Here is a 21,822-nt window from a genome sequence, read left to right as displayed (position 1 = left end):
CGGCGCTCGGGCACGTTGTCCGCGGATCGCGGGAACTCCGCCGAATCATCCGCAGAAACCCTTGTCCACCAGCGGATTCGGGCCCGTGGAAAAACCCGCGTCCGCGCGAGCACGACCCGGAACGGGCATCGGACCGGCCGGACTCGTCGTGCGGCCGGGGCGTCTCCCCACGCGTCCCGGCCGCACCGACGTGGCGGCGACGGGTGCCGCTCCGGACGAGTACGGCCACCGCCTCGGCTGATCACGCTGCCGGGCGGTTGAACGCCTGGCCGTGCCGGCGGTTCGCCATCACCACCAGTCCCACGCGCGAGCGGCAGCCGGACTTGGCGAGCAAACGGGTCACGTGGCTCTCCACGGTCTTCTCGCTCAACCCGAGCACGGTGCCGATCTGCCGGTTGGTTCGCCCGGTGCCGATCAGCTCGACGATCCGCTCCTCGGTGGCGGACCAGGCGCGCGAACGCCCGGTGCGGTGCTCGCGGACCGGCGCGGGACGGGCGAACGAGCCCGCTGCGGAGGGTGTCCGCAGCGCGTTCCGCCCGACGGGAAGCCGCCGCAGCGGCGCGACGGCGGCGGCCAGCGCCGGGCAGGCGCAGCGCAGCCGACCCCACGAATCGACCACCAGCAGCCCGTTCTCGACCAACCGGTCCACCATTCGCCCGCACTCGACGACGCCGCTGCCCAGAGCCACCGAGATCGACGGGAGGTCGTCGACGTCCAGCGCGCCGTCGGCCACGGCGAGCAGGCGGATCGCGAGCTCACCGAGTGAGCGGGCGCGGCGCAGCAGGTCGTGGTCGCCGGGCAGCGCGATGGGCGAATCCGGGTCGGTCAGGGTGAGCGGGCCGCCGACCGAGTCGACGAGCCGCCCCTGTTCGCGCAGCAGGTCCAGCGCGGTCAGAACCGCGCCGGGGTTGCCGAACAGCTCGCCCAGCGCCGTGCGCAGGGCCCGGAGGGCGACCTCGTCCAGTCCGGCCACCGCCGCGATGTCCTCGTCAGCCAGCGGTTCCAGGTCCAGCACTTCGTCGGCCATTTCCAGCAGTTCCGCGGCCCTGGCCGGTTCGGCGTCCGCGCGCATCGACGTCACCAGCAGGCAGCCGGGGCGCCGCGCGGCGAGCAGCAGCGCGGCGGGCTCGGCGATCTCCAGCGCGTCGTCGACGAACACCGCCGTCGGGCCGAGGGCACCGATCCGGCCGAACACCCGGCCCAGCTCGGCGACCACCGCGGGGAACCCGTCCTCGGCCTCGCACAGCCGCACCAGCGCACTTATCCCGTCTATCAGGCCGGGATCGCCCAGCCGGTCGAAATCGCGGCGGAGCGCTCGGACGACCACGTCGACGCCGTGCAGATCCCGCCCGCCGACCTGGATTTCGGCGACCCGAACGCCGTGGGAGCGCCAGCGGCGGCTCGCCTCCTCCAGCAGCCGCGTCCTGCCGATCCCGGCGGAACCGCGCACGACCACCAGCCGACCGCGCTGCGCACCGGAGCGCAATGCCGACCGCAGCACCGCGAGCGCGCCGTCCCTGCCCTTGAACCGCGGCTGTTCCCGCCCCATGACGACCGTCCTCACCGTAGCCACCGCTTTCCCGAGAAGCGCTGGGCGGACGTTATCGCCGCCCCCGCTCAGCACGTCGCCACGCCAAGGATCGTGAATGACAGATTTTAGAACCTGGCAATGTTTCCGAACTCGCCAACCTCCGCGAAAGAAACTCTTAATGACCTTCTCATCGTTCCGGCACGAACTGCTCCGGCGGCGCTGGCAATACTGGATCTCGTGCTCATCCCCGCATCCGCGATCCAGCCCGGCGAACGCGCCCTGCCGACTCTGCCGCAGGTCACCGGCACCGGCGACGGCCCGGTGCACGTCTCTGCCCGAACGGCCGCTCCGGGTGTCCGTTCGATCGGCCGCGACGATGTCATCGCCCGCGTGATCGACGTCTGCGACCGCCCGGCCATTCCCGCGGTCGTGGTCACCGGACCCGCCGGAACAGGTAGGAGCACGGTTCTGGCTCGAGTGCGGGAAAAGCTGGTCGAGGCCGGAATCGCGACAGCGGAAATTCGCATCCCCAGCGCGGTATCAGATCTGCCGAACCTCGTGACGAGATTCTCCGACGGCCTCGGCCTGCCGCTCGTCCGCGATGAATGCGCGCGCACCGCGTTGAGCCGGGTGGTGAGCAGCCTGGCCGCGCGCCGCGACCGCCTGGTGGTCTTCCTCGACGACGCGCACCGCCTCGGCAGCGATGCCCGCACGGCCCTGTCCTCCTCGATCAGCGCGCTGGCGGGCTCCCCGGTCACCTTCGTGTGCGCCGCCCGCGCGCTCGACCCCGACGTGGCTGCTCTGGTGCACGAGGAACGTCTCCGCCCGCTGTCGGCGTCGGCGGTCGAGGAGCTGCTCACCGACCTGCTCCGGGCCAAGCCCGCGCCCGGTCTGGCGAGGTCGATCCGCAACTCCTGCGCGGGAATTCCCGCGGTCGTGCGCGCCGCCGTCGAGGGCTACCAGCGGGCGGGCAGCCTGCGGATCGTCGACCAGCAGGCCCACCTGGTCCGCAGCGCGGCCGAACTGCCGGTCGCCCACCCGCTGTTCGCCGAGCTGAAGGCGTCCTGGCCGGTGATCAAAGCGCTGGCGGTGCTGCATCCGCTGGGCAGCGCCGCCCCGGCGCTCATCGCCGAGGCCGTCGACACCGATGAGCAAGCCGTCGACGAAGTGCTGCACGAGCTCCGCGAGGCAGGCGTGGTGCTGCCCGGACGTCCGGCGGGCAGCTGGCGCTTCCGCGCGCCGATGCTCGCCACCCTGCTCACCGCCTGCCTCGGCCCGTTCGAGCGGCGCCTGATCGCACAGCTCGCGGTGAACGCGCTCCAGCAGGGCAGGGCGATCTGCCTGTCCCCCGACTACCTCCCGGAACGGCTCGTGGACGCGGGCAAACCGGCGGACCCGGAACGCACCGCGGCGACCCTGCTGTCGGCAGCGGCCCGCACCGAGAACGGCGAGCGCGCCGACCGATGGCTCTGGGCGGCGGCCGGGCTGTTCACCGACCCTGCACGGCGCGCCGAAGCACTGCATCAGCACGCCGTGACGTGTGCGCGGCACAGGCGCTTCGGCTCCGCCGTCCAGTCGGCCGAAATCGTGCTGCGCAGCCCTTCCGACCACCTCACGCCGGATTCCTCGCAGGAACTGCTGATCACCTACGTGATCGGGCTGGCGGGCAGCGGCGCCACGGCCGCCTTGCAGGCCCTCGTGGAGGACGGCCGGGGTTCGGTCCCGGGCGGCGAGGAGAACCGGATCACCACCCGCGCGGCGGCGCTGTACATGCTCAACCGCTGGCAGGAAGCGCGCGAGGCGCTCGCCGACCACGCGCCGACCTCCGAGGTGCTGTCGCGCACCCTCTCGCTCGCGGGCTGGCTGGACGTTCCCGCGCCCTCGACCGCGATCGGGGCCAGCTTCGCGGGCCGGTGGGACGAGGCGCTGGACCTCGCCAGGGCCGACCTCGCCGCAGCGTCGGCCCACGTCCACGGCCCCGAGCGAACCGCGACGTACCGGGAACTGGCGGGAATCCTCACCGCCCGCGGCCAGCTGAACCGCGCCCGCGCGGTCCTCGACGACGCGCGTTCCCAGCACCTCCTGCTGCCGCACCTGCTGGCGGTCCCGGAAGCCGAGCTCGAAAGCACGCTCGGCGCGACCCTGCGGGCGAAGAACCTCATCGAGGAGGCGCTCCGCTTCGCGGCCGGGAACGGGATCACGGCGGGCACCGACGAACTGTGGCTGCGGCTCGCCGAAACCGAAGCACAAGCCGGAAACCCGGCCGCAGCACGGCGATGCGCCAACCGGCTCCAGCAGGTCGCGGACCAGCTGGGCACCACCGCCGCACGGCGCAGCGCGCTGCTCGCGCGATTGCTGGTGCAGCCGGATCCGCGCACCGCAGCGGAGGTCATGGAGCTCGCCAAAGCCCGCAACCGCCCGTTCGAACTGGCCTCCACCTTCGCCGCCGTCGCCGGATCCGCTGCCGGGACGCAGAAGCTCGTCCACACGGCGTACGAGATGTTCGGCGAGCTGGACGCGCTGATCCCGCGCGCACGACTGCGCAACCTGATGCGAGCCCGGAACATGACGGTTCCGGGTCGCAGCGCGACCGTGGCCGAGAACGAGCGACTGCTGGCGGCCCTGATCACCGAAGGCCTGACCAACTCCCAACTGGCAACCGTCCTGGGCACCAGCGAGAAGAGCGTGGAAGGCCGCCTGACCAGGTTCTTCAACAAGACCGGCTACCGCTCCCGAACAGAACTCGCAGCGGCGACGCTCAACGGCACGGCGAACCCGGCGGCATGAGCCCGACGTGTTCAGGAAGCGTCGACCGATGGCGCTGACCGAAAGGACACTCACCTCATGGCTTCCGAATCGCTCTTCCAGGAACCGGTCGTCGAGCCGGGCAACGCCCGCGAACTGGCTCCCGACCTGATCGTGATCCCCGACGGCGGCGTCGAGCTCGTGCCCAACATCGGCATCATCGGCGGCAGCCACTCGGTGCTGGTCGTCGACACCGGCATGGGCCCGCGAAACGCCGAGAAGGTCCTGGCCTTCGCCGCCGAGTACGCCAAGGGCCGCCGGCTGTACCTGACGACGACGCACTTCCACCCCGAGCACGCGTTCGGTGCCCAGGTCTTCGCGGGCGAAGCGACCTACCTCGTCAACAGCGCCCAGGCCGCGGACCTCGCGCACAAGGGGCCGGGCTACCTGGAGATGTTCCGCGGCCTCGGAGCCCCGGTCGCGCGCCAGCTGGAGGGCGTCGAGCTGGTCGCGCCGGACGAGACCTACCCCGAAGCCCGCGATCTCGACCTGGGCGGCAGGATCGTGCAGCTGCGAGCCACCGGACGCGCGCACAGCAAAGGCGACCAGGTGGTGACGGTTCCCGACGCCGGAGTCCTGTTCACCGGAGACCTGGTCGAAGCGGGCCAGTTCTCGATCTTCCCGTGGTTCCCGCCGCACGACACCGACGTCTCCGGCCTCCGCTGGATCGAGGTGATGCACCGCCTGATCGACACCGACCCGGCCCTGGTCGTCCCCGGGCACGGCGAAACCTCCGGGCCCCAGGTGCTCACCGACGTCCGCGACTACCTGGAGCTCCTCCGCGACGAGACCTGGATCCGCCGGGACTCGGCGGTCAGCGAGGAAACCACCGCCGCCGAGGTCAAAGCCCTGATGCTCGAACGGCACCCGGACTGGACCGGTCAGGAGTGGATCGAGAATGGAGTGGCCTGCCTCTGCGCCGAACACGCCTGACGAGGTCCTCCCGCGAGCATCGGCCACCACCTGATCGACTCGCACTGCTCGCGCCGGTGCTCCCGGGACAACTCCGACCTGGAATCCACGGAATTCCAGGGCCGCCGTCACAGGCCGGCGCGGGCGACCTCCCGGGAGTCGCCCGCGCGTGTCAGCTGCGGGTGAGGGCTCGGTAGGGGACGAAGCGCTGGAAACCGAGGCCGGTGAGTCCGGGGGTGTTCTCGATCATCCGCGGCACGGTGTCGTCGGCGCCGAGCATGCCGTCCACCACCGCTTGGTGCGCCGCTTCGTCGGCGAACTCCGCGTAGTTGACGACGCTGGTGCCCTCGATGCCGACGTGGAAGTGGTTCGAGGACATCCCGCCGATGGATCCGTCCGGCAGTTCGGCCGCCTGCCAGGACAGCAGCCGGTCCACGAAGGCCCGGCCGGTCTCGGCGGTGTCGGTGCGGAAGGACACCACGACCACGCAACCCGGGCGGAGGGAGCCGCTGTCGACCCTGCTGCGGTACAGCCGGTAGTCGGTCACTCCGTTGCGGCGGATGCCGGGCACCTCGTCATCGATGCTCTTGACGCGCTCCGGCGGGTCGGCTTCGCGGAACGCCGCCACCGCCGCCTCGTCCGTCCACTGCGAGTAGTGGAGGACGGTTTCGCCGTCAGTGCCGAGGAGAACGCTGTGCCGCAGCAGCCCGGGCGGCCACGTTCCTTCCGCCCACGCCTCCAGCACCGCGTCGGCCGCCGCGCGCTGGCGCTGCGGGTCGTCCAGCGACCAAGTGCTCATCAGCACCACACCCGCTTCCGGAGCGCCGACCTCGGGCACCGGGTCGGTGAACTCGGCCGCGCGCCAGCGCAGCCAGTCGCGGAAGGTGCGGGCGGGCCTACCGGTGACCTCCCGCACCGCGTCGGTGACCGGCTGCGGAGTCCCCAGCGACGCCCGGAAGTTCTCGCGGAACGCCTGCGCGTCGTCCTCGTCGAAGCCCATGGCCAGCAGCCGCTGCTGCCACTGGTCGTCGGACAGCTCGGCCCACCGCAGCTCCGCACCGGTCTCCTCGCCGATCAGCCGGACCCGCTCGACCGGGCTCAGCAGTTCCGGCCCGGTCAGCTCGTAGGCGGCTCCGGCGTGCCCTTCCTCGGTCAGGGCGCGGACGGCGACCGCGGCGATGTCCCGCTCGTCGATCATGGTGACCGGATGATCGCCGAGCACACCGCGCACGACGTCTCCAGCGCGGGCGGCCTCGGCCCACTCCAGCGCGTTCGCGGCGAACGCCCACGGCCGCAGGAAGGTCCACCGCACTCCCGCGCGCTCGATCGCCAGCTCGATCTCCCGGTGCGCCCGGCCGATCGGTTCCTGCTGCTCGTCGAGGTCGTCGCGGACCGCGGCGGAGGACAGGAACACGATCCGGTCGACGTGCTCGGCGAGCAGGTCGACCAGCTCGCGGGCCGTGCCGGTGTCGTCGAGGCGCGGCCAGACCAGGAAGGCCGCGCGCACTCCCGCCAGGTGCGGGCGCAGGGTGTCCGGGACCGCGTGGTCGCCCTGGACGACCTGCGCGGCGCTCGGCAGCCGCGCGGCCCCGGGGTTGCGGGTCAGGGCGCGGACCGGTGTCCCGGCCGCCACCAGCCCCCGCACGACCTGCCGCCCCACATTGCCCGTCGCTCCGATGACCAGCACCGCGTCTTGCTCGTTCATGGAGGTCACGCTAGTGATCCGGCGGCGGGCTCGGCATCCGTCAGGTGACTGGTCCGGACTAGGGTGGTGGAATGCTTCACGGCCGGGACGAAGAGCTGGCCGCGGTCGACAGATTGCTCGTCGGCGCCCGCACGGGGCGCAGCGGTGTTCTCGTGGTCCGCGGCGAGGCCGGGATCGGCAAGTCCGCGCTGCTGGAGCACGCCGCGGCGGGCGCAGCCGACATGCGCGTGCTCCGCGGGGTCGGGATCGAGTCCGAGGCACCTCTGCCCTTCGCCGGGCTGCACCTGCTGCTCAACGGCCTGACCGACCGCATCGGCGAACTGCCCGAGCTGCAGTCGACAGCGCTGCGGTCGGCGCTCTCGCTCGCCCCTGCACAGGGCAACGACCGGTTCCTGGTCGGGGTGGCGCTGCTGACGCTGCTCGCCGAACTGGCCGAGGAACAGCCGCTCCTGTGCATTGTGGACGACGCGCACTGGCTGGATCACGCTTCGAACGACGCGCTCCTGTTCGCCGCGCGCCGGCTGGAGGCCGAGCCCATCGCGCTGCTGTTCGCGGCTCGCGACCTGCACGCACCGCCGTTCCCCGCGCACGGCGTCGCCGAACTGCGGTTGGCACCGCTGCCCGAGGCAGCCGCCCAGCGGCTGCTCGACGAGCACGCCGGTGATCTCCCCCGCCACGTTCAGGCGCGAATAGCTCAAGACGCGCGCGGTAATCCGCTCGCGCTGCACGAGTACTCCGCCGCGCAACGCGCGGGCAGACCGACCGCGCAGCCCACGCCGCTGCCGACGCACAGCCGCATCCAGCAGGCCTTCGCCGGCCGGATCGAGGAGCTGCCGGCCGCCACCCGGACGTTGCTGCTGGTCGCGGCCGCGGAATCCACCGGTCGGCCGGATGTGGTGTTCGAGGCCGCGCGGAAGTTCGGCACCGGTGTCGCGGATCTGGCCGCCGCCGAGCACCAGCGGCTGGTGCGCCACGTCGACGGCAGGCTGGACTTCCGGCACCCGCTGATCCGGTCCGCGGTCTACCAGTCGGCCACGCTGGGCGAGAAGCTGGCCGTGCACGCCGAACTCGCCGAGGTCTTCGAGCGGCGGCACGACATCTGCCAGCGCGCCTGGCACCTGGCGGCCGCGACCACCGGGCCGGACGAGGCGGTGGCGGCCGCGCTGGTCGAAGCAGGCGAAGCCGACCGCGCGCTCGGCGGCTACGCCTCGGTCGCGGCGGCCTACGAGCGGGCCGCAGCGCTGAGCCCCGACCCGGAGGATCGCGGCGCCCGGCTGCTCACCGCCGCGCACGCGGCGTACGAAGCAGGGCAGAACGAACGCGTGAGCGCCCTGGCCGGCGAGGCCGCGGTCCACCTGAAGGACCCGGAGGCGTGGGCCGAGTGCCAAACGCTGCACGCAACGCTGGCCGACGACGCCGGCAGGCCGCTGGAAGCGCACCGGATTCTCGTCGACGAGGCGGCCACCGTCGCCGAGCACGACGAACGCGCTGCGAGCCGAATGCTGTTCTTCGCGGTCGAAACCGCCTGGATGGCAGCGGATTTCGACGCCGTGGCGCGCATCCGGACGTTCGGCGGCGACGAAGTCGATCTCCTTGCGAGAGCTGCGCTCGGCTTGAACGCACCGCACCCCGACGGCCTCGACGACGGGGTGTCGGCACTGCGCGAGCTGATCGACGCAGGAACTCCGTGCCTCAAGGTCGCCTGGTGGCACCTGCTGCTGGGCGATCACCGAGCCGCCCACGACTGGTCCCTGACCGCCGAGCGGGAGACCCGCTCCCGGGGCGCGGTCGGCTCGCTGCTCCACGTGCTCGGCGTGCTCGCCCGCACGCAGCTCCACCAGGGGCAGCGGCACGATGCGCTGGCCAGCGGCACGGAGGCGCTGCGCATCGCGAAGGACATCGGCCAGCGCCGGGCCGTGGCCCACGCGTCGACCGTGCTCGCCCACCTCGCCGCGATGGACGGTGACGAGCAGCGCTGCGCGGACCTGGCCGCCGAAGCACGGCGTCCGGGACTGGGGCACAGCTACGTGCGCGCGGCCTGCGCCCTCGGTCTGCTGGACCTCGGCCTCGGCAGGCACGAGGCGGTCTGGGACCGGTTGAGCACCCTGGTCGACGGAGCGAACCGGATGGACGCGCTTTCCGCGGTGCCCGACCTGGCCGAAGCGGCCGCGCGCTTGGGAAGGCGCGTGCACGGGCCCGTGGAGCGCTACCTGCGCTGGGCCGAGCTCGTCGAGCAGCCGTGGGCGCGCGGAGTCGCGCAGCGCTGCCTGGCCCTGCTCGGTCCGGCCGACGAGGCCGAGCACCGGTACGCCGAAGCGGTGCGCCTCGGGCGGCAGGCGGGCGGGCGACCGTTCGAGCTCGCGCGCACCGAACTGCTCTACGGCGAATGGCTGCGCAGGCAGCGCCGCCGGGTCGACGCCCGCCCGCTGCTGCGATCGGCGGCCGAGGAGTTCGAACGGCTCGGCGCCGAGCCGTGGGCGAAGCGGGCGCGAGCCGAGCTGCGCGCGACAGGTGAAACGCAGCTCGCCCAGACGCCCGACCTGCTGGGCGCGTTGACACCGCAGGAACTGCAAGTCGTGCGACTGGCCTCGGAAGGGCTGAGCAACCGGGACATCGGCGCGCAGCTGTTCCTCAGCCCGCGAACCGTCGGCTACCACCTCTACAAGGCGTACCCGAAGCTCGGCATCGCCTCCCGGAACGAACTGGCCCGCGTGCTGCAGAACCGGACGCCGGATCAGGAGACGACCCCGGCGGCGCATGAGCGAGCAGCCCGCTGAAGCGGAGCCTTTGACGGCCCGGCCGGTTGCGCGGCGGACGGCGTCGTCCGCCGCTCCGGTCGTCAGCTCAGCTGGATCTGCGGGTTGTGGAGCTCGAACCAGTGGTACAGGTCCAGCGCGCGGTCCAGGCTGTGCCGGGTCGCCCCCGGCATCGCGGCCGGGTCCATCTCGGCCGTCCGGCGCAACCAGCCGCGATCGATCAGCTCGAAGACCGGGTGCGCGGAATCGGCGTGCAGCTCCCGGGCCTGCGCTTGCATCGCCGCGGCGTACCCGGGGTCCTGGGTCGACGGGTACGGGCTCTTGACCCGGCCGACGACCGAGGGCGGGAGCACGTGCTCGGCCGCGCGGCGCAGCAGGCTCTTCTCCTTGCCGTCGAAGGTCTTCATCGACCACGGCGTGTTGTAGACGTACTCGACGATCCGGTGATCGCAGAACGGAACCCGGACTTCGAGGCCGACCGCCATCGAGATGCGGTCCTTGCGGTCGAGGAGGACCCGGACGAAGCGGGTCAGGTGCAGGTTGCACACCGTGCGCATCCGGCGTTCCTCGGCGCTCTCGCCGTCCAGGTGGTCGATGCGGGCGACGGCGGCCGCGTACTCGTCACCGATGTAGGCGGGCACGTCGAGGTGATCGCGGACGTCCGGGCGCAGGAACGCCGTCCGGTCGGTGCTGACCGCGTTCTGGAACGCCAGCCACGGGAAGGTCGTCGTGTTGCGCGGCGAGTCGTCGTGGAACCACCGGTAACCGCCGAACACCTCGTCGGCCGACTCACCCGACAGCGCGACCGTGGATTCGGCCCGGATGGCCTTGAACAGCAGGTACAGCGAGATGTCCATGTCACCCAGGCCGGTGGGTATGTCCTTGGCGCGCACGGCCGCGCGGCGCACCGCGGGATCGGTGAGGTCGGCCGGGTTCAGCACGACGTCCTGGTGCGCGGATCCGACCAGCTTGGCCACGTCCCGGACGAACGGCGCGTCCGGGGCGTCGCGCAGCTCGTCCGGCTGGAAGTTCTCCTCCTGGCCCGAGAAGTCCACCGAGAACGTCCGCAGCTGCTCGCCCTGCTCGGCCAGCCGCGCGGCCGCCATGCCGGTGATCGCGCTGGAGTCCAGGCCCCCGGAGAGCAGCACGCAGCGGGGCACGTCCGCGACGAGCTGGCGGTCGACGGTGTCGACCAGCAGCTCGCGCACCTTCGCCACGGTGGTCTCCCGGTCGTCGGTGTGCGGCCGGGTCTCCAGCGTCCAGTACACCGAAGTGCGGATCCCGCCCGCGTCCACCCGGACCACGGTTCCGGGTTCGACCTCGTGCACGTCCTTCCACAGCGACCAGCCGGGTGCCTTGGTGAAGGCCATCAGCTCGCGCAGCCCGGTGGAGTCCACGACCCGCGGCACCAGCGGATTGGCCAGGATCGCCTTCGGCTCGGATCCGAACAGCACGCCGTCCGGGGTCGGGGAGTAGTAGAAGGGCTTGATCCCCATGCGATCGCGGATCATCACCAGCTTCTGCTCGCGCTCGTCCCAGATCGCGAACGCGTACATCCCGTTGAGCCGCCCGGCCAGCCCTTCGCCCCACTCCAGGTAGCCGCGCAGCACCACCTCGGTGTCGCTGTCGGTGCGGAAGCGGTGTCCTCGACCGCTGAGCTCGGCGCGCAGCTCGGTGAAGTTGTAGGTCTCCCCGCTGTAGACCACGACGACCGATCCGCCCGGCGTCTCGGCCTCCATCGGCTGGGTGCCGCCGGGGAGGTCGATGACGGCGAGCCTGCGGTGCCCGAGCGCGACGTTGCGACGCACCCAGGTACCGGTCTCGTCCGGCCCCCGGCAGGCCATGGTCGCCGTCATCTCGTCGATGACGTGCCGCTGGCCGACGAGGTCGGCTCCGTAGGAAACCCAGCCGGTTATCCCGCACACTGCAATGTCCCCTCTCGGTGGTGCATCGGACGGTGCCGCGCCCGGCGGAACCCGCAGGACGCACGGCGATTTCCCCGCGAACTCGGTTCTTCCACGTTCGTTTCGCTTCCCGGCCCGCTCAGGCCGGGTCGACTGGGCGCGATGGCTTTCGAAGGGATGGGAAGCTCGAAGCACGCGGCGGGAGGCGAGCAGCAGCGCTCGTCCCGCGTTCACTCGAATGTCGTTGCAGGAGGCCGAATCGACACTTCGTTCTGATGACCAGGGGCCGTTCCGGCTGTCGCCCCGAGCGATCTCAAGCTAACAACAGGAGAGCGGATTTGTCGAACGCCAAACGAACGATTCCGGGTGGCGACACGCCCAGCGGCGCAACTGCGACCCAGGTACGGCCACCGATCATTCGCAAAACTGGGAAATACCGGATCGACGGGAACCCCAGCGCCAGGTCATCGAGCAGAATTCAGGCTTCGCAGGCCTCGACGTGCGCCTGACGTCATGCCTCGACGCCCTGGCGAAAACCTCTCAACTGCAAGGACTTTCGCCAAGAACGCCGAGAGCACCACGCGGAGAGCCCGTTGGCCGCTACGTCCAGTACACCGGACGGCCGACCCGCGCCCGCACTACCCCGAACGCTGAACAGCACTGCACCGAAGTTCCGATGTCGCGGTGATGTCAACGGCGGATTCAGAAATCGGGCGCACCACCCAACAATTCACCCTCGCAGGCAATTCGACTGATGCTCATCAGGCGGCAGGTAGCGAAATGCGAGTATTTCCTGCCATTCCGCGCGTCAGCCTCGACCCCGCACTCACCTTGGGCTAGGGTGTCGGCACCGCCTGCGCGCGAGGTAGCAGTCCGGCGAGTCCCGGCCCCGCGACGCGCAGATCTAGCGAATCGAAGCCGTCAGCCGCCCACTCAGCGAGCGGCAGGATCGGCGAACTCGGCGACTCCCCCGCCCGCGGCAGGCAGGCGAGGACGTCGGCACACCGCTGGCGAACCAGAACCCCGAGCCCGCGGGCGGTTCCACACCTACGAGCAGAATCGAGACGACGATGACCTGGTCGATACCCCGGATCACCACCGGCGCTGAACGCCTGCTGCTGGAAAGCACGCTCGACCGCAACCGGGCCGAGCTGATCAACGCGGTGCGCGGGCTCTCCGAAACGGAGGCCCGGCGCCGCCTCGTCGCGTCCGCGACCACGCCGATCGGACTGCTCAAGCACGCCGCGGTCGCCGAGCGGATCTGGTTCCAGCACGTCCTGGCGGGCGTGCCCGAGAGCGAATGCGATGGCGGCACGACACCGCGCGATCCCAGCTTCCGCGTCGCCGACGACGAGACCGTGCCCGAGGTGATCGCCGAGTTCGAGCGGGCGAGCGAACGCTCCCGCGCGATCGCCGCCGACTTCGACCTCGACGACACCACGACGCACCCCGATCTCGGCGAGGTCAACCTGCGCTTCATCTACCTGCTCCTCGCGGAGGACTTCGCGCGCCACGCCGGCCACGGCGACATCCTCCGCGAGCAGATCAAGCACCCGGCACCACCCATCACGATGACTCGGTGACTCGCCGCCCGGGCGCGCGGCCTCGGGCCGGGCTTGCGCGCACCAGCGAGCCGACCGCCGGAGAGGCGCTCAACTGCCGCCGCCAAACGGGGTTGAACTCTTCCCGGCGTCCGTGATAGATGTTTCTCCAGTGTCGCGTGACGGCGTCGAGTGGACGGCGTCGGCATGGAGGCACCGTTACCGAGGAGACCGCTATGCGTCCACGTCTCAAGACCACCTGAGCGACGCCGGAGCCGTTTCGGCTCCCCACAAAGCGGTCCACATCGGATTCTCCTCCTCCGCCCCGCTGCGGGCGATGAAGGCACGTTCCCGCACGCCCTGACCGGCAGAGCCCGGCTGCGCGCGCTGACCGGACGTCCGAGCCGACCGCTGCGTCACCCTCACTTCGGAACAACCCGTCGCCGCGCCCGGCTGTGCGCGCACCCCAGCACGCCCGGTGCACCGGGCTGGAAACCGGCCCGGTCGCCCACGAACACTGAACAGGAGACACATGCCAGCAACCTTCAACCACACCATCATCGCCGCCAAGGACCGCAACGAATCGGCGGCGTTCTACCGGGACGTCCTGGAAGCCGCCGAGGCGCCGTCCTGGGGACCGTTCGCCAACATCATGCTCGACCAGGGCGTGATGCTGCAGTTCGCCGAGCCCCCGGTCGATGAGATCCAGATGCAGCACTACGCCTTCCTGCTCGACGACGAGCACTTCGACCGGGCCTACGCGCTGCTGCGGAGCAGGGGCATCGAGCACTGGGCCGATCCCCAGCAGACCCGCCCGGGCGAGATCAACGGCGAGCACGGCGGCCGTGGCGTCTACTTCATGGACCCGGCCGGCCACGCCCTCGAACTGATCACCAGGCCGTACCTGTAGATGTCAGCGGAGCAGGCGGAGGCGCCCGTCCGCGGCGGCGTGCTGTCGGGACTGGATTTCGGCGGCCGGGGCACGAACGTGCTGCTGGTCCGCGGCAGCGGTTCACAACGCCGCGGTGTGGCGCGACGTGGCGGCCCGCCTGGTCGGGCAGCATCGGGCAACCACAACGTGCCGATGACGCGTCCCGCCGAACTGGCCGTGATCATCCGCGACCTGGCCACGGCCACCTGACACGCACCCGGTACCTGGGTAGCACGGCGCCGCGATCCTCCGTCCGGGGTCGCGGCGCCACGACAGGTGCCCGACGGGTGCCCGCTTCAGGGCTCGACGAGACCGGCGAGTGCGTTGAGGCGCAACGGGATGCTGCCCTTGAGGTGAGCGACGTCGTCGGCGCCGTCGCCGGTCCAGGCGAGGAAGGCGTACTGCTCGGTGTGGGTGAGCAGGGTGCCGGTGGTGGTGGCGGCGAACTCCAGGGTGAGCAACGAGACCCAGCGCAGGACACCGTTGACCACCGCCTCGTAGGACGCCACGATCCGCTCGCCGTCGACGATGTCGTGGAACCGGGCGACGTTGGCGATCTGCTCGACCGTGCCCGTCGGCGCGAACGAGCCGGTGAGCGACTCGCTCCCACCGACCCGGAAGTCGAGCTCGTGCCTGCTGTCGCGACCGGGGATCAGGTGCCATCGCGACCGGATCTCCGGATCGGCGTACCCGGCCCACACCCGCTCGACCGGCGCCGCGAAATCACGCTCGACGGAGAACATCCCGTGGATCATGCCGGGACAACCCCGACGCGGAGCCGAGCTATTCCCGAACCGGCGAGTTCTCCTGCCCGCGCCCGGTCTCCGCGCAGTGCTGGTCGTTGTCCAGCGGTCGCGCACCTGCGGGTTTCCAGGCCGGTGTGCTGGTGAGCAGAGCGTGCGCGGTGTTGATGAGCGTGTTGCGGCGGTCGTGACGACGGGTGGCCAGGGCGACCAGGGCGGTCCGGGTGGCGGGCTGGAAGCCGAGGTAGGCGATCTGGCCGAACGTGGAGCCGCCGTGGAAGTAGACCGGGCCGTGGGCGGTGTGATCGAGGAACCAGGTCAGCGAGCGGCCGGGAGCGCGGCGCGGCCGTGACACCGGGTGCGGGCTGCGCACGGCGCACAACGCCTCGCGCAGGGGTGAGGATTCGGGCGTGAGATGGGCTTCGAGGTAGGTGAGCAGGTCGCCTGGAGCAGCGCGGACGGCGCCCGCGGATTCGACCGCGCCCAGCTCGATCGGGGGCGCTGCAGTGGTGCCGTTGCGGCGGTGACCCTCGGCGTCGGTGCCGGGCGGCCCGGGTGTCAGGCGGATCTGCCGCAGCCGCATCGGTCGCAGGACGCGGTGGGTGAGCAGGTCCGCGTAGGCGAGGCCGGTCACGTGGGTCAGGGCGTGGGCGAGGACGGCGGCGGCGAAGTTCGAGTAGCGCCAGCGGGTTCCGGGCCGGGCGCGGCTGCCGTGGCGGTGGAAGGCCGCCAGCAGCCGCTGGCGGGTGAGAGCGGCGTAGGGGTTGCTGTAGCCGCCGGAGATGAGGTGCAGGTAGAAGGCCGGTTGGCGGGGTATGCCGGGCAGCCCCGAGGTGTGGGTGATCAGGTGCCGCAGCGTGATCTCCGCGCTGGCGCGCTGCCGACCTGGTGGGGTGGGCAGGCATTCCCGGGCCGGGGTGTCGAGGTCGAGGACTCCGGCGGCGGCCAGGTCGGCCAGCAGCAGCCCGAGGAAGGTCTTGGAAGCCGAGCCGATCTCGTAGTGCAGGTGCTGCCGCGACCGGTCGGAAGGCGCGGTGCCGGTGGTGATGATGGTCCGGTGGCCGTGCTCGGACAAGGCGAACACCACGTCGGGGGCGTCGACGAGATCGGCGGCCTGCTGCAGGCGCTCGGCGAGTGCGGTGGTGGGCTGGGCGGTCACGGGGCGGTCACCAGAGCGGTGAGCGCGCGGGAGGTCGCCAGCGTGGTGGCGAAGGCAGCGACCAGGGTCGGGTGGTAGACCAGCTCGAACACTTCCCCGGCATCGCCGGTCGGCATGTCGCCGGTGGCGGGCAGAGCTCCGCCGGGCGCCTGCGCGGCAGCCAGCGGGCCCCAGCTCGCGCTGTCCAGCGCAGGCCGCGGCAGGCAGGCGTCGGTGGCCAGCAGCTCGCCGAGCAGGTCCCACTGCCTGCGTTCGAGGCATTCGTCGATCCAGACCGGCAACCACAGGTCGAGGTAGTCGGCGATCTCGCGCGGCACTCGATCCGGGTGGGCGCCCCAGTCGGTGACGTAGAAGACGGTGTGGGTGATGGCGTAGGCGACGTGGCAGTCCACCGTCCACGGTTCCGGGAACCGGCCCAGCAGCGTTGCCCGCAAAGCATCGTCGAGGTCGCCGGCGGTGGACAACCCGAGCCGGCGCTCGGCCAGGACGATCCCCAGTTTCCGGTGCGGCACCGCCTCCGCGGCCGAACAGCCCCGCAACGGCCGCAGGACGCGCAGCGTCTCTTCGAGGCCGGGATGGCCGTAGCCGCGCTCGTGGAAGTGGACGTAGACCTCCATGCACGCCGAGGTCAGCGGCGCCTGGCGTTGCACCCGTTCCAGCACGTCGCCGGCGTCGAGGAGATCCTTCCAGGCGAACTCCAGCAAGCTGCGGGCGGTGGCGTCCTGCTGGGAACCGGCGACTCCTTCCCGCAGCAGGACGGCGGCGGCCATGGCCAGCTCGCCCACCGGCTTCAACGCCTCGACGGGATCGTCCGCGCGGGGGCGGAAGTGCTCCCGGTGGCGCGCCAACCACTCCCAGATCCGTGCGCCGAGCCGGTGCAGCAGTGCCGGTGAGCTCATCGCAGCCTCGCTTCGCGGAGGAGTCGTGCTGCCTGCACGTGCAGCCGGACCCGTGCCTCGCCCGAGCCGCCGAAGCTCTCCACGAACTCCAGCCCCTGGGCCAAGCCCAACGACGCCGGCCCGCCGCCCAGGGCAGCCAGCCACCGTCCGGCCCCGGCGGCCTGCAACCAGTCGCCGCGGCGCACTGCGCGGGCGAATCCCCGCGCCAGGTCACGCACTCGCGGGGCTGCCTGCTCGGTCAGCGCGCACCGCAGACCAGGTGCGGCCAACGACGCCAGTTGCGCCAAGCGGTGCGTGAGCACCGGCCAGGGCACCGTCGCCACCCACGTGGAATCCGGTTCTCCCAACGGCGCGGCGTTACCGGTGCCCCCCTCGGCCGCGTGCAGTGCCGTGCGCAGGCCCCAGTGCGTCCAGGCCATCGACACCGATGTCTCCGCCGCCGAGCCGCGCCGAGCAGCTGCCCGGAGGAGGTCGAGATCACCAGCGGCCGGAGCGATACCGCGAAAAGCCCGTGGAGCAAGCACATCGGCACCCAGGACGCGCACCGCCCCCACCATCAACGGAACCGGCACACCCGCCCCGGTCATCGGCTCCAGCACGCCGTCGTGGTGCCCGCCCCGCAGGGCGGACACCACCGACAGCGCGCAATCCTGGACCGCCTCGGCAAGACGGGCACCAGTGCTGGCGCGTTCCATCAACCGCCACCCGTCACTTCTTCGGGCGCGGAAGAGGCGAGGAGAGAATGAGGAGCCAACTGGTCAACGGGCTGTCCCGGAACTCCCCTCGCTGTTCGGCGAAACCGACCAACGCCTCCACCTCGGCGGTGACATCCTCGACTTCAGCTGACTTCACGGGTTCGACAGCGACCTTCATCCGGCTCATCTCCTCGACGATCTGACCGGTCGTGCACCGTGGAGAACCACGCCCCGGGGCATCCGGCCCCGAAGACCTCCACAACAGCCAGAACCGCCAGCACCCGCAACAGCAACGCCCCCATCCAGCGAGACCGGCCCCACGGACGAGGGCGGCTCACCCCACGACCAGGCGAAGCAGGCCGGAAACCTTTCGGAATCCCAATGCGCTGAAAGACCATCGCCGCGATGAACAACGCAGCCGATCTCGCAGTGCGGGCACGGCCGAGCGACCGCTCGCGGTGACCGTGGCAGGAGAACGCGAACATCCGCAGCGTCGACGGGGTCGGCGGTGCGTCCCGACTCGTCAACGGGTGCAGCGCAGGTCGTCCGGCGGGGTCAGCCCGACCACGCGCTGCCACTCCTCCGCGGTGATGTCCCGGCCCGCGGATTCGCAGGCGTGGCGCTGCCATTCCGCGGGATCCAACGGCCACCGCAGCAGTTCACCGCCGGTGGAGGCGCTGAGCAGTTCCCGGGAATCCGCGCTGAACTCGACCGTGCTGATCTGCCCGGTCTCACCCCGCAGGCTCCGCTCGGGCCTGGGCAGCGGCACCACCCCGAGGCGCTTGCCCGACGGGAGGTCCACCAGCACGACGCCACCGTCCGCGCGCAGGCCGGCGAGGAACCGTCCGTCCGGCGACACCGCCAGCGTGTCCTGCGCGATGTCCGCACCGTCCAAAGTGCGTTCCAGGTGCCGGTTCTCGACGTCCCACAGCTCGATCAGACCGGTCTCCCGCTGGACGAGCAGCCGCCCGTCCGGGGTGAACTCCACTCCCCTGGCGCCGACATCCCCCTGCAGCGCCGCGGAAATCCCCGTTCGGAGATCGACGACCAGCACCTGATCGGCGTCCGACATAGCGACGTGACGCCCCCGGGCGTCCACCGCGGTCTGGGCCGAGTGGACGTCATCGGCGGTCCAGCCCGGCCACCCGTCGAGGCCGAGGTCCTGCAGGACCTCGCCGTCCGGCAACGCGCGCACGACGATCCGCCCGGTGCGGTCGGCGAACACGGCTCGACCGCCCTCGACCACGCGGGCCGTCATCCCCGGCATCGGGGTTCCGGTCATCTCGCCTGCCGGTGGTGCTTCCCAGTCGCTCAGCAACCGCGTCAGGCCGCCGTCGTAGAGCCGTGCGGCACCGGAGTCCTGCACCATCAGGATCCCCGTTCCGTCCGGCGCCCACGCCGCGCGCCCGCTCTCGTAGCCGAAGTCCAGATCGTCCACCGCGTTCCCGCGCAGGCGCACCCGAACGGCGGTGTCGTCGCTGAGCTCGGGCGTGACGAGCAGCTGCTCACCGGTCGGCGACACCGCCAATCCGGGCTTGCCGGGGAACATGGTGCGGTCGCCCAGCAGGGCACCCGTGCGGTCGGCGATCAGCGACGGCTGCGCGAGATCCCACACCACGATCGAGTTCCCGACCGCGGCCGCCAGGAACCGGCCGTCGACGGAGAACACCAGCGAACCCACGCGATCGGTGCCGCGCAGCTCCGTCAGCAGCGGGGTGCGCGCCGAGCCGAGCTCCTCCGTCCCGCCCACCTGGACCACACCCGAGAGCACGATGGCGAACCGCTTCCCGCCCGGTGCGATCGCGACGGCTTCCGCCGAGGACGCGATCGGCAGCACCAGTTCGCTGGTCGCCCCGCCCACGGTCGGCCCGGTCCGCGCCGGCGGTTCCCCGGCGGCGATGGTGTTCAGCCGGTTCTCCCACAGGTAGCCGTAGGTGTCCGCGTTCGGCGAGTAGGCGGGGGTGTAGTTGTTGGCGGGCGCGACCGGCCCGGCCGTGGACAGCACGCGGAGATCGGGCAGGGACAGCCCGACGCGGACCCCGTCATAGGCGCCCACCTGCACCGATGACGGGTCCGGGAAGACGAGCGCTGCCGCATCGCTCACCACGTCGACGGCGCGACCGGCTTCCGCACCGGTAGCGGCCTCGTACACCACGAGCTCGGACGGGCTCGCGATGCCGGCGTTCTCGCCGGTGGTGCTCACCACGAGCCAGCGACCGTCCGGCGACAACGCGATCCGGCTGACCTTCCGCCCCGGAACGACCTGCACCGGCTCCTGCGCACCACCGATCCGCACCGCGGTCCCGTCGGTAGCGGCGACCACCGAGCCGTCACGACTCGCGGCGACACCGGACGATTCGCGCAGGCCGGATGCCCACTCGCTCGGCTTCGTGCGAACGGCCTCGGCGATGGGCCATCGAAGCACGCGGCCGTCCGCGGTGCCCGCGATCAGCGATTCGTCCTGCGAGAGCAGGGTGGTCACGGCGCTGCCGGGCTGCAGGTAGCCCGCCAGCCGCGGGGTGGCGGTCACCGCTCTCAACATCGCTGCGCTCGACTCGGTGCTCGGGATCGCCTTGAACGCCTCCACCGCGAGCAGCTGGCTCAGATCCAGTTGCGTGGACTGGGTGTTGCTCGATTCGGAGGTGAGCAGCCGGGCCATGGCGATGGACGCGCGCTCCTGCGCCAGCCCGCCCTGGTACACCGCCACCGAGCCGGCGATCAGCGAGAGCACCAGCAGCAGCACCAGCGCCGACACCGCACCCCACGCGGTGCGCAGGTTCCGCCGGTGCGTGCGGATGTGCTCGCCGACCAGCTCGTCCTTGGACAGGCCGCGCAGCGGGGCGGCGATCTCGGCAATGGACTCGCGGAAGCGCGGATTCGCTCGGTCGACCTGCTCCTCGGCGTCCAGCCAGGTGAGATCCACCCACCGCGGTTCCTGCTCGAACGCGCCGCGCAGCACCGCGGGCAGCGCGGTCGTGCGCGACCAGTCGAAGTCGTCGCCGTCCCACACCAGCGAGCCGTCGACGAGCACGATCAGCAGCGTCTCGGGAGATCGCTCGCGCAGCCAGAACTCGACCTCCTTCGCGACCCACTCGGATCCGGCCGCCTCCGGCGAGGCGAGCAGGACGAACCAGCGCGAATCCCGCAGCCCGCGCTCGATCGTCGCCCAGAGACCGGGATCGGCGGACAGGTTGGTCTCGTCGCGGAAGACCCGCAACGCCCGCCCCCGGTACCAGGGCTTGGCGAACCGCTGCAGCTCGTCCTGCACCGCCGGAGCGAGCTTCGCGCTGAGCGCGTGGCTGTAGGAGATGAACGCGTCGTACCCCTGCTCCCGCCTCACCGGACCCCCAAGTCTGCGCACAGGAACAACGCACTCTACAAGCCGGAGATCGCCCTGGAATCCGCCAACAGGGCTGCGCCGAGCGGAAACCGCTGAGCCGCAACGCAGTTGGCACAACGATCGCCGCGCGAGCGCTGCAGTTCTCCACCGACCGACGCCTGGCGATCAGGCGCGTTCACCTTGCACGCTCGTCGGAGCCGCGCAGAGCAGGGCCGAATCGCGGGCGAGGCGGTCGGCAGCGATGCGACCCGTACGCGTTGTTCAGCAGCCGCGCCCTGTCACCGCGTCATCGCTAGGCCTCCGCCTGCGCGGGCGCTGCCGTCCGGGCGGCGGTGAACAGCGCGTTGACGGCCGCGTGGACCTGGTCGGTGACGACCTCGGGCGTGGCGGCGTCGAGCTTGCCGTCGAGGTGCAGGAACGCCAGGCCGTGGACCACGGCCCACACCGCGTTGGACAGCGCCGCCGAATCGGCACCGGGGAAGACGCCCCGGACGACACCGCCGACGTAGTCCCAGATGGCCGCGGTCGCGGCGACCCGCTCCTCGTTGTTCGGATCGCAGGCCTCGGCGAACATCACCCGGAACATGGCCGGGTGGTCGAGCGCGAAGCGGACGTAGGCGACGGCGATCGCGGCGAGGTCGTCGGGGGTCGCGGGCGAGGGGTGGGCCGCGGCCAGGTGCCCGGCGAGTTCGCGGTAGCCCTCCGCGGCGACCGCGGAGACCAGCGCGTCGCGGTCCGGGTAGTGGCGGTAGGGCGCCGTCGCCGACACACCGGCCCGCCGCGCCACCGCACGCAGCGACAGCCCGGCGCTGCCGTCCTCCTCCAGCAGTTCTCGCGCGGCTCGCAGGCACGCGGCGCGCAGATCGCCGTGGTGATACGAACCTTGCGACATAGAACACGC

16 protein-coding genes are annotated in these 21,822 nt (G+C 71.6%); 6 read left to right on the top strand and 10 right to left on the bottom strand.

Features of this window, described 5'->3' with window-relative positions; translation table 11 throughout:
• Positions 1–241 precede the first annotated feature (241 nt).
• Entirely contained in the window at positions 242–1,549 is a 1,308-nt protein-coding gene (locus C4T78_RS16205; protein ID WP_093345514.1) for a helix-turn-helix transcriptional regulator, read from the bottom strand.
• Between the two features lie 120 nt (positions 1,550–1,669).
• Here C4T78_RS16205 and C4T78_RS16200 point away from each other — a divergent pair, with 120 nt between their 5' ends.
• Both C4T78_RS16200 and C4T78_RS16195 read left to right on the top strand, forming a co-directional pair.
• Complete coding sequence (locus C4T78_RS16200) at positions 1,670–4,318, top strand: AAA family ATPase (protein WP_093345511.1); 2,649 nt, start codon at positions 1,670–1,672, stop codon at positions 4,316–4,318.
• Positions 4,319–4,375: 57 nt separating this feature from the next.
• Positions 4,376–5,269, top strand: a complete 894-nt coding sequence (locus tag C4T78_RS16195; protein WP_093345509.1) for an MBL fold metallo-hydrolase — start codon at positions 4,376–4,378, stop codon at positions 5,267–5,269.
• Between the two features lie 151 nt (positions 5,270–5,420).
• On the opposite strand, the gene C4T78_RS36040 is transcribed toward C4T78_RS16195, so the two are convergent.
• Positions 5,421–6,953, bottom strand: a complete 1,533-nt coding sequence (locus C4T78_RS36040) for an NAD(P)H-binding protein (protein WP_093345506.1) — start codon at positions 6,951–6,953, stop codon at positions 5,421–5,423.
• Positions 6,954–7,024: 71 nt separating this feature from the next.
• Here C4T78_RS36040 and C4T78_RS16185 point away from each other — a divergent pair, with 71 nt between their 5' ends.
• Positions 7,025–9,730 (top strand): ATP-binding protein, encoded by a 2,706-nt coding sequence (locus tag C4T78_RS16185; protein WP_093345504.1) that lies wholly within the window; start codon positions 7,025–7,027, stop codon positions 9,728–9,730.
• 62 nt (positions 9,731–9,792) lie between these two features.
• Here the strand turns inward: C4T78_RS16185 and asnB are convergent, their stop codons facing one another.
• Positions 9,793–11,634 (bottom strand): asparagine synthase (glutamine-hydrolyzing), encoded by a 1,842-nt coding sequence (gene asnB / locus C4T78_RS16180; RefSeq protein WP_093345501.1) that lies wholly within the window; start codon positions 11,632–11,634, stop codon positions 9,793–9,795.
• Positions 11,635–12,683: 1,049 nt separating this feature from the next.
• On the opposite strand from asnB, the gene C4T78_RS16175 reads away from it, so the two are divergent.
• The 3 genes from C4T78_RS16175 to C4T78_RS16165 all read left to right on the top strand — a co-directional run bounded on the left by C4T78_RS16175 (position 12,684) and on the right by C4T78_RS16165 (position 14,295).
• Positions 12,684–13,196: a DinB family protein gene (locus C4T78_RS16175; RefSeq protein WP_093345499.1), complete on the top strand. Its 513-nt coding sequence runs from the start codon at positions 12,684–12,686 to the stop codon at positions 13,194–13,196.
• Between the two features lie 490 nt (positions 13,197–13,686).
• Positions 13,687–14,064, top strand: coding sequence for a VOC family protein (locus tag C4T78_RS16170; RefSeq protein WP_093345496.1), 378 nt, complete (start codon positions 13,687–13,689; stop codon positions 14,062–14,064).
• Positions 14,065–14,295, top strand: coding sequence for a hypothetical protein (locus tag C4T78_RS16165; RefSeq protein ID WP_093345494.1), 231 nt, complete (start codon positions 14,065–14,067; stop codon positions 14,293–14,295).
• Between the two features lie 86 nt (positions 14,296–14,381).
• Here the strand turns inward: C4T78_RS16165 and C4T78_RS16160 are convergent, their stop codons facing one another.
• The 7 genes from C4T78_RS16160 to C4T78_RS16135 all read right to left on the bottom strand — a co-directional run bounded on the left by C4T78_RS16160 (position 14,382) and on the right by C4T78_RS16135 (position 21,813).
• Entirely contained in the window at positions 14,382–14,828 is a 447-nt protein-coding gene (locus C4T78_RS16160) for an SRPBCC domain-containing protein (protein ID WP_218161421.1), read from the bottom strand.
• Positions 14,829–14,868: 40 nt separating this feature from the next.
• Complete coding sequence (locus C4T78_RS16155) at positions 14,869–15,987, bottom strand: serine hydrolase domain-containing protein (RefSeq protein ID WP_093345491.1); 1,119 nt, start codon at positions 15,985–15,987, stop codon at positions 14,869–14,871.
• Positions 15,984–16,886: a DUF6895 family protein gene (locus C4T78_RS16150; RefSeq protein WP_093345489.1), complete on the bottom strand. Its 903-nt coding sequence runs from the start codon at positions 16,884–16,886 to the stop codon at positions 15,984–15,986. The genes C4T78_RS16155 and C4T78_RS16150 overlap by 4 nt, the downstream gene beginning before the upstream one ends.
• The gene (locus C4T78_RS16145) at positions 16,883–17,581 is read right to left on the bottom strand and encodes a hypothetical protein (protein WP_093348232.1); all 699 of its coding nucleotides are present in this window, start codon (positions 17,579–17,581) and stop codon (positions 16,883–16,885) included. Before C4T78_RS16145 ends, C4T78_RS16150 begins: the two co-directional genes overlap by 4 nt.
• Positions 17,582–17,594: 13 nt before the next feature.
• Positions 17,595–17,768 (bottom strand): hypothetical protein, encoded by a 174-nt coding sequence (locus C4T78_RS36430; RefSeq protein WP_177247331.1) that lies wholly within the window; start codon positions 17,766–17,768, stop codon positions 17,595–17,597.
• 336 nt (positions 17,769–18,104) lie between these two features.
• Positions 18,105–20,921, bottom strand: a complete 2,817-nt coding sequence (locus C4T78_RS16140; RefSeq protein WP_177247358.1) for a TIR domain-containing protein — start codon at positions 20,919–20,921, stop codon at positions 18,105–18,107.
• A 292-nt stretch (positions 20,922–21,213) separates the two neighbouring features.
• Positions 21,214–21,813, bottom strand: coding sequence for a TetR/AcrR family transcriptional regulator (locus C4T78_RS16135; protein ID WP_093345484.1), 600 nt, complete (start codon positions 21,811–21,813; stop codon positions 21,214–21,216).
• Positions 21,814–21,822 lie beyond the last annotated feature (9 nt).

This window comes from Saccharopolyspora kobensis, assembly GCF_900108315.1.
Taxonomy (GTDB): Bacteria; Actinomycetota; Actinomycetes; order Mycobacteriales; family Pseudonocardiaceae; genus Saccharopolyspora; species Saccharopolyspora kobensis.
This window is presented reverse-complemented; position numbering and strand designations above follow the sequence as displayed.

Bases quoted from the DNA above. Each gene is read 5' to 3' on its own strand.
- C4T78_RS16205 (WP_093345514.1), bottom strand. From the start codon at position 1,549: ATGGGGCGGGAACAGCCGCGGTTCAAGGGCAGGGACGGCGCGCTCGCG.
- C4T78_RS16200 (WP_093345511.1), top strand. From the start codon at position 1,670: ATGTTTCCGAACTCGCCAACCTCCGCGAAAGAAACTCTTAATGACCTT.
- C4T78_RS16195 (WP_093345509.1), top strand. From the start codon at position 4,376: ATGGCTTCCGAATCGCTCTTCCAGGAACCGGTCGTCGAGCCGGGCAAC.
- C4T78_RS36040 (WP_093345506.1), bottom strand. From the start codon at position 6,953: ATGAACGAGCAAGACGCGGTGCTGGTCATCGGAGCGACGGGCAATGTG.
- C4T78_RS16185 (WP_093345504.1), top strand. From the start codon at position 7,025: ATGCTTCACGGCCGGGACGAAGAGCTGGCCGCGGTCGACAGATTGCTC.
- C4T78_RS16175 (WP_093345499.1), top strand. From the start codon at position 12,684: ATGACCTGGTCGATACCCCGGATCACCACCGGCGCTGAACGCCTGCTG.
- C4T78_RS16170 (WP_093345496.1), top strand. From the start codon at position 13,687: ATGCCAGCAACCTTCAACCACACCATCATCGCCGCCAAGGACCGCAAC.
- C4T78_RS16165 (WP_093345494.1), top strand. From the start codon at position 14,065: ATGTCAGCGGAGCAGGCGGAGGCGCCCGTCCGCGGCGGCGTGCTGTCG.
- C4T78_RS16160 (WP_218161421.1), bottom strand. From the start codon at position 14,828: ATGTTCTCCGTCGAGCGTGATTTCGCGGCGCCGGTCGAGCGGGTGTGG.
- C4T78_RS16150 (WP_093345489.1), bottom strand. From the start codon at position 16,886: ATGAGCTCACCGGCACTGCTGCACCGGCTCGGCGCACGGATCTGGGAG.
- C4T78_RS16145 (WP_093348232.1), bottom strand. From the start codon at position 17,581: ATGGAACGCGCCAGCACTGGTGCCCGTCTTGCCGAGGCGGTCCAGGAT.
- C4T78_RS36430 (WP_177247331.1), bottom strand. From the start codon at position 17,768: ATGAGCCGGATGAAGGTCGCTGTCGAACCCGTGAAGTCAGCTGAAGTC.
- C4T78_RS16135 (WP_093345484.1), bottom strand. From the start codon at position 21,813: ATGTCGCAAGGTTCGTATCACCACGGCGATCTGCGCGCCGCGTGCCTG.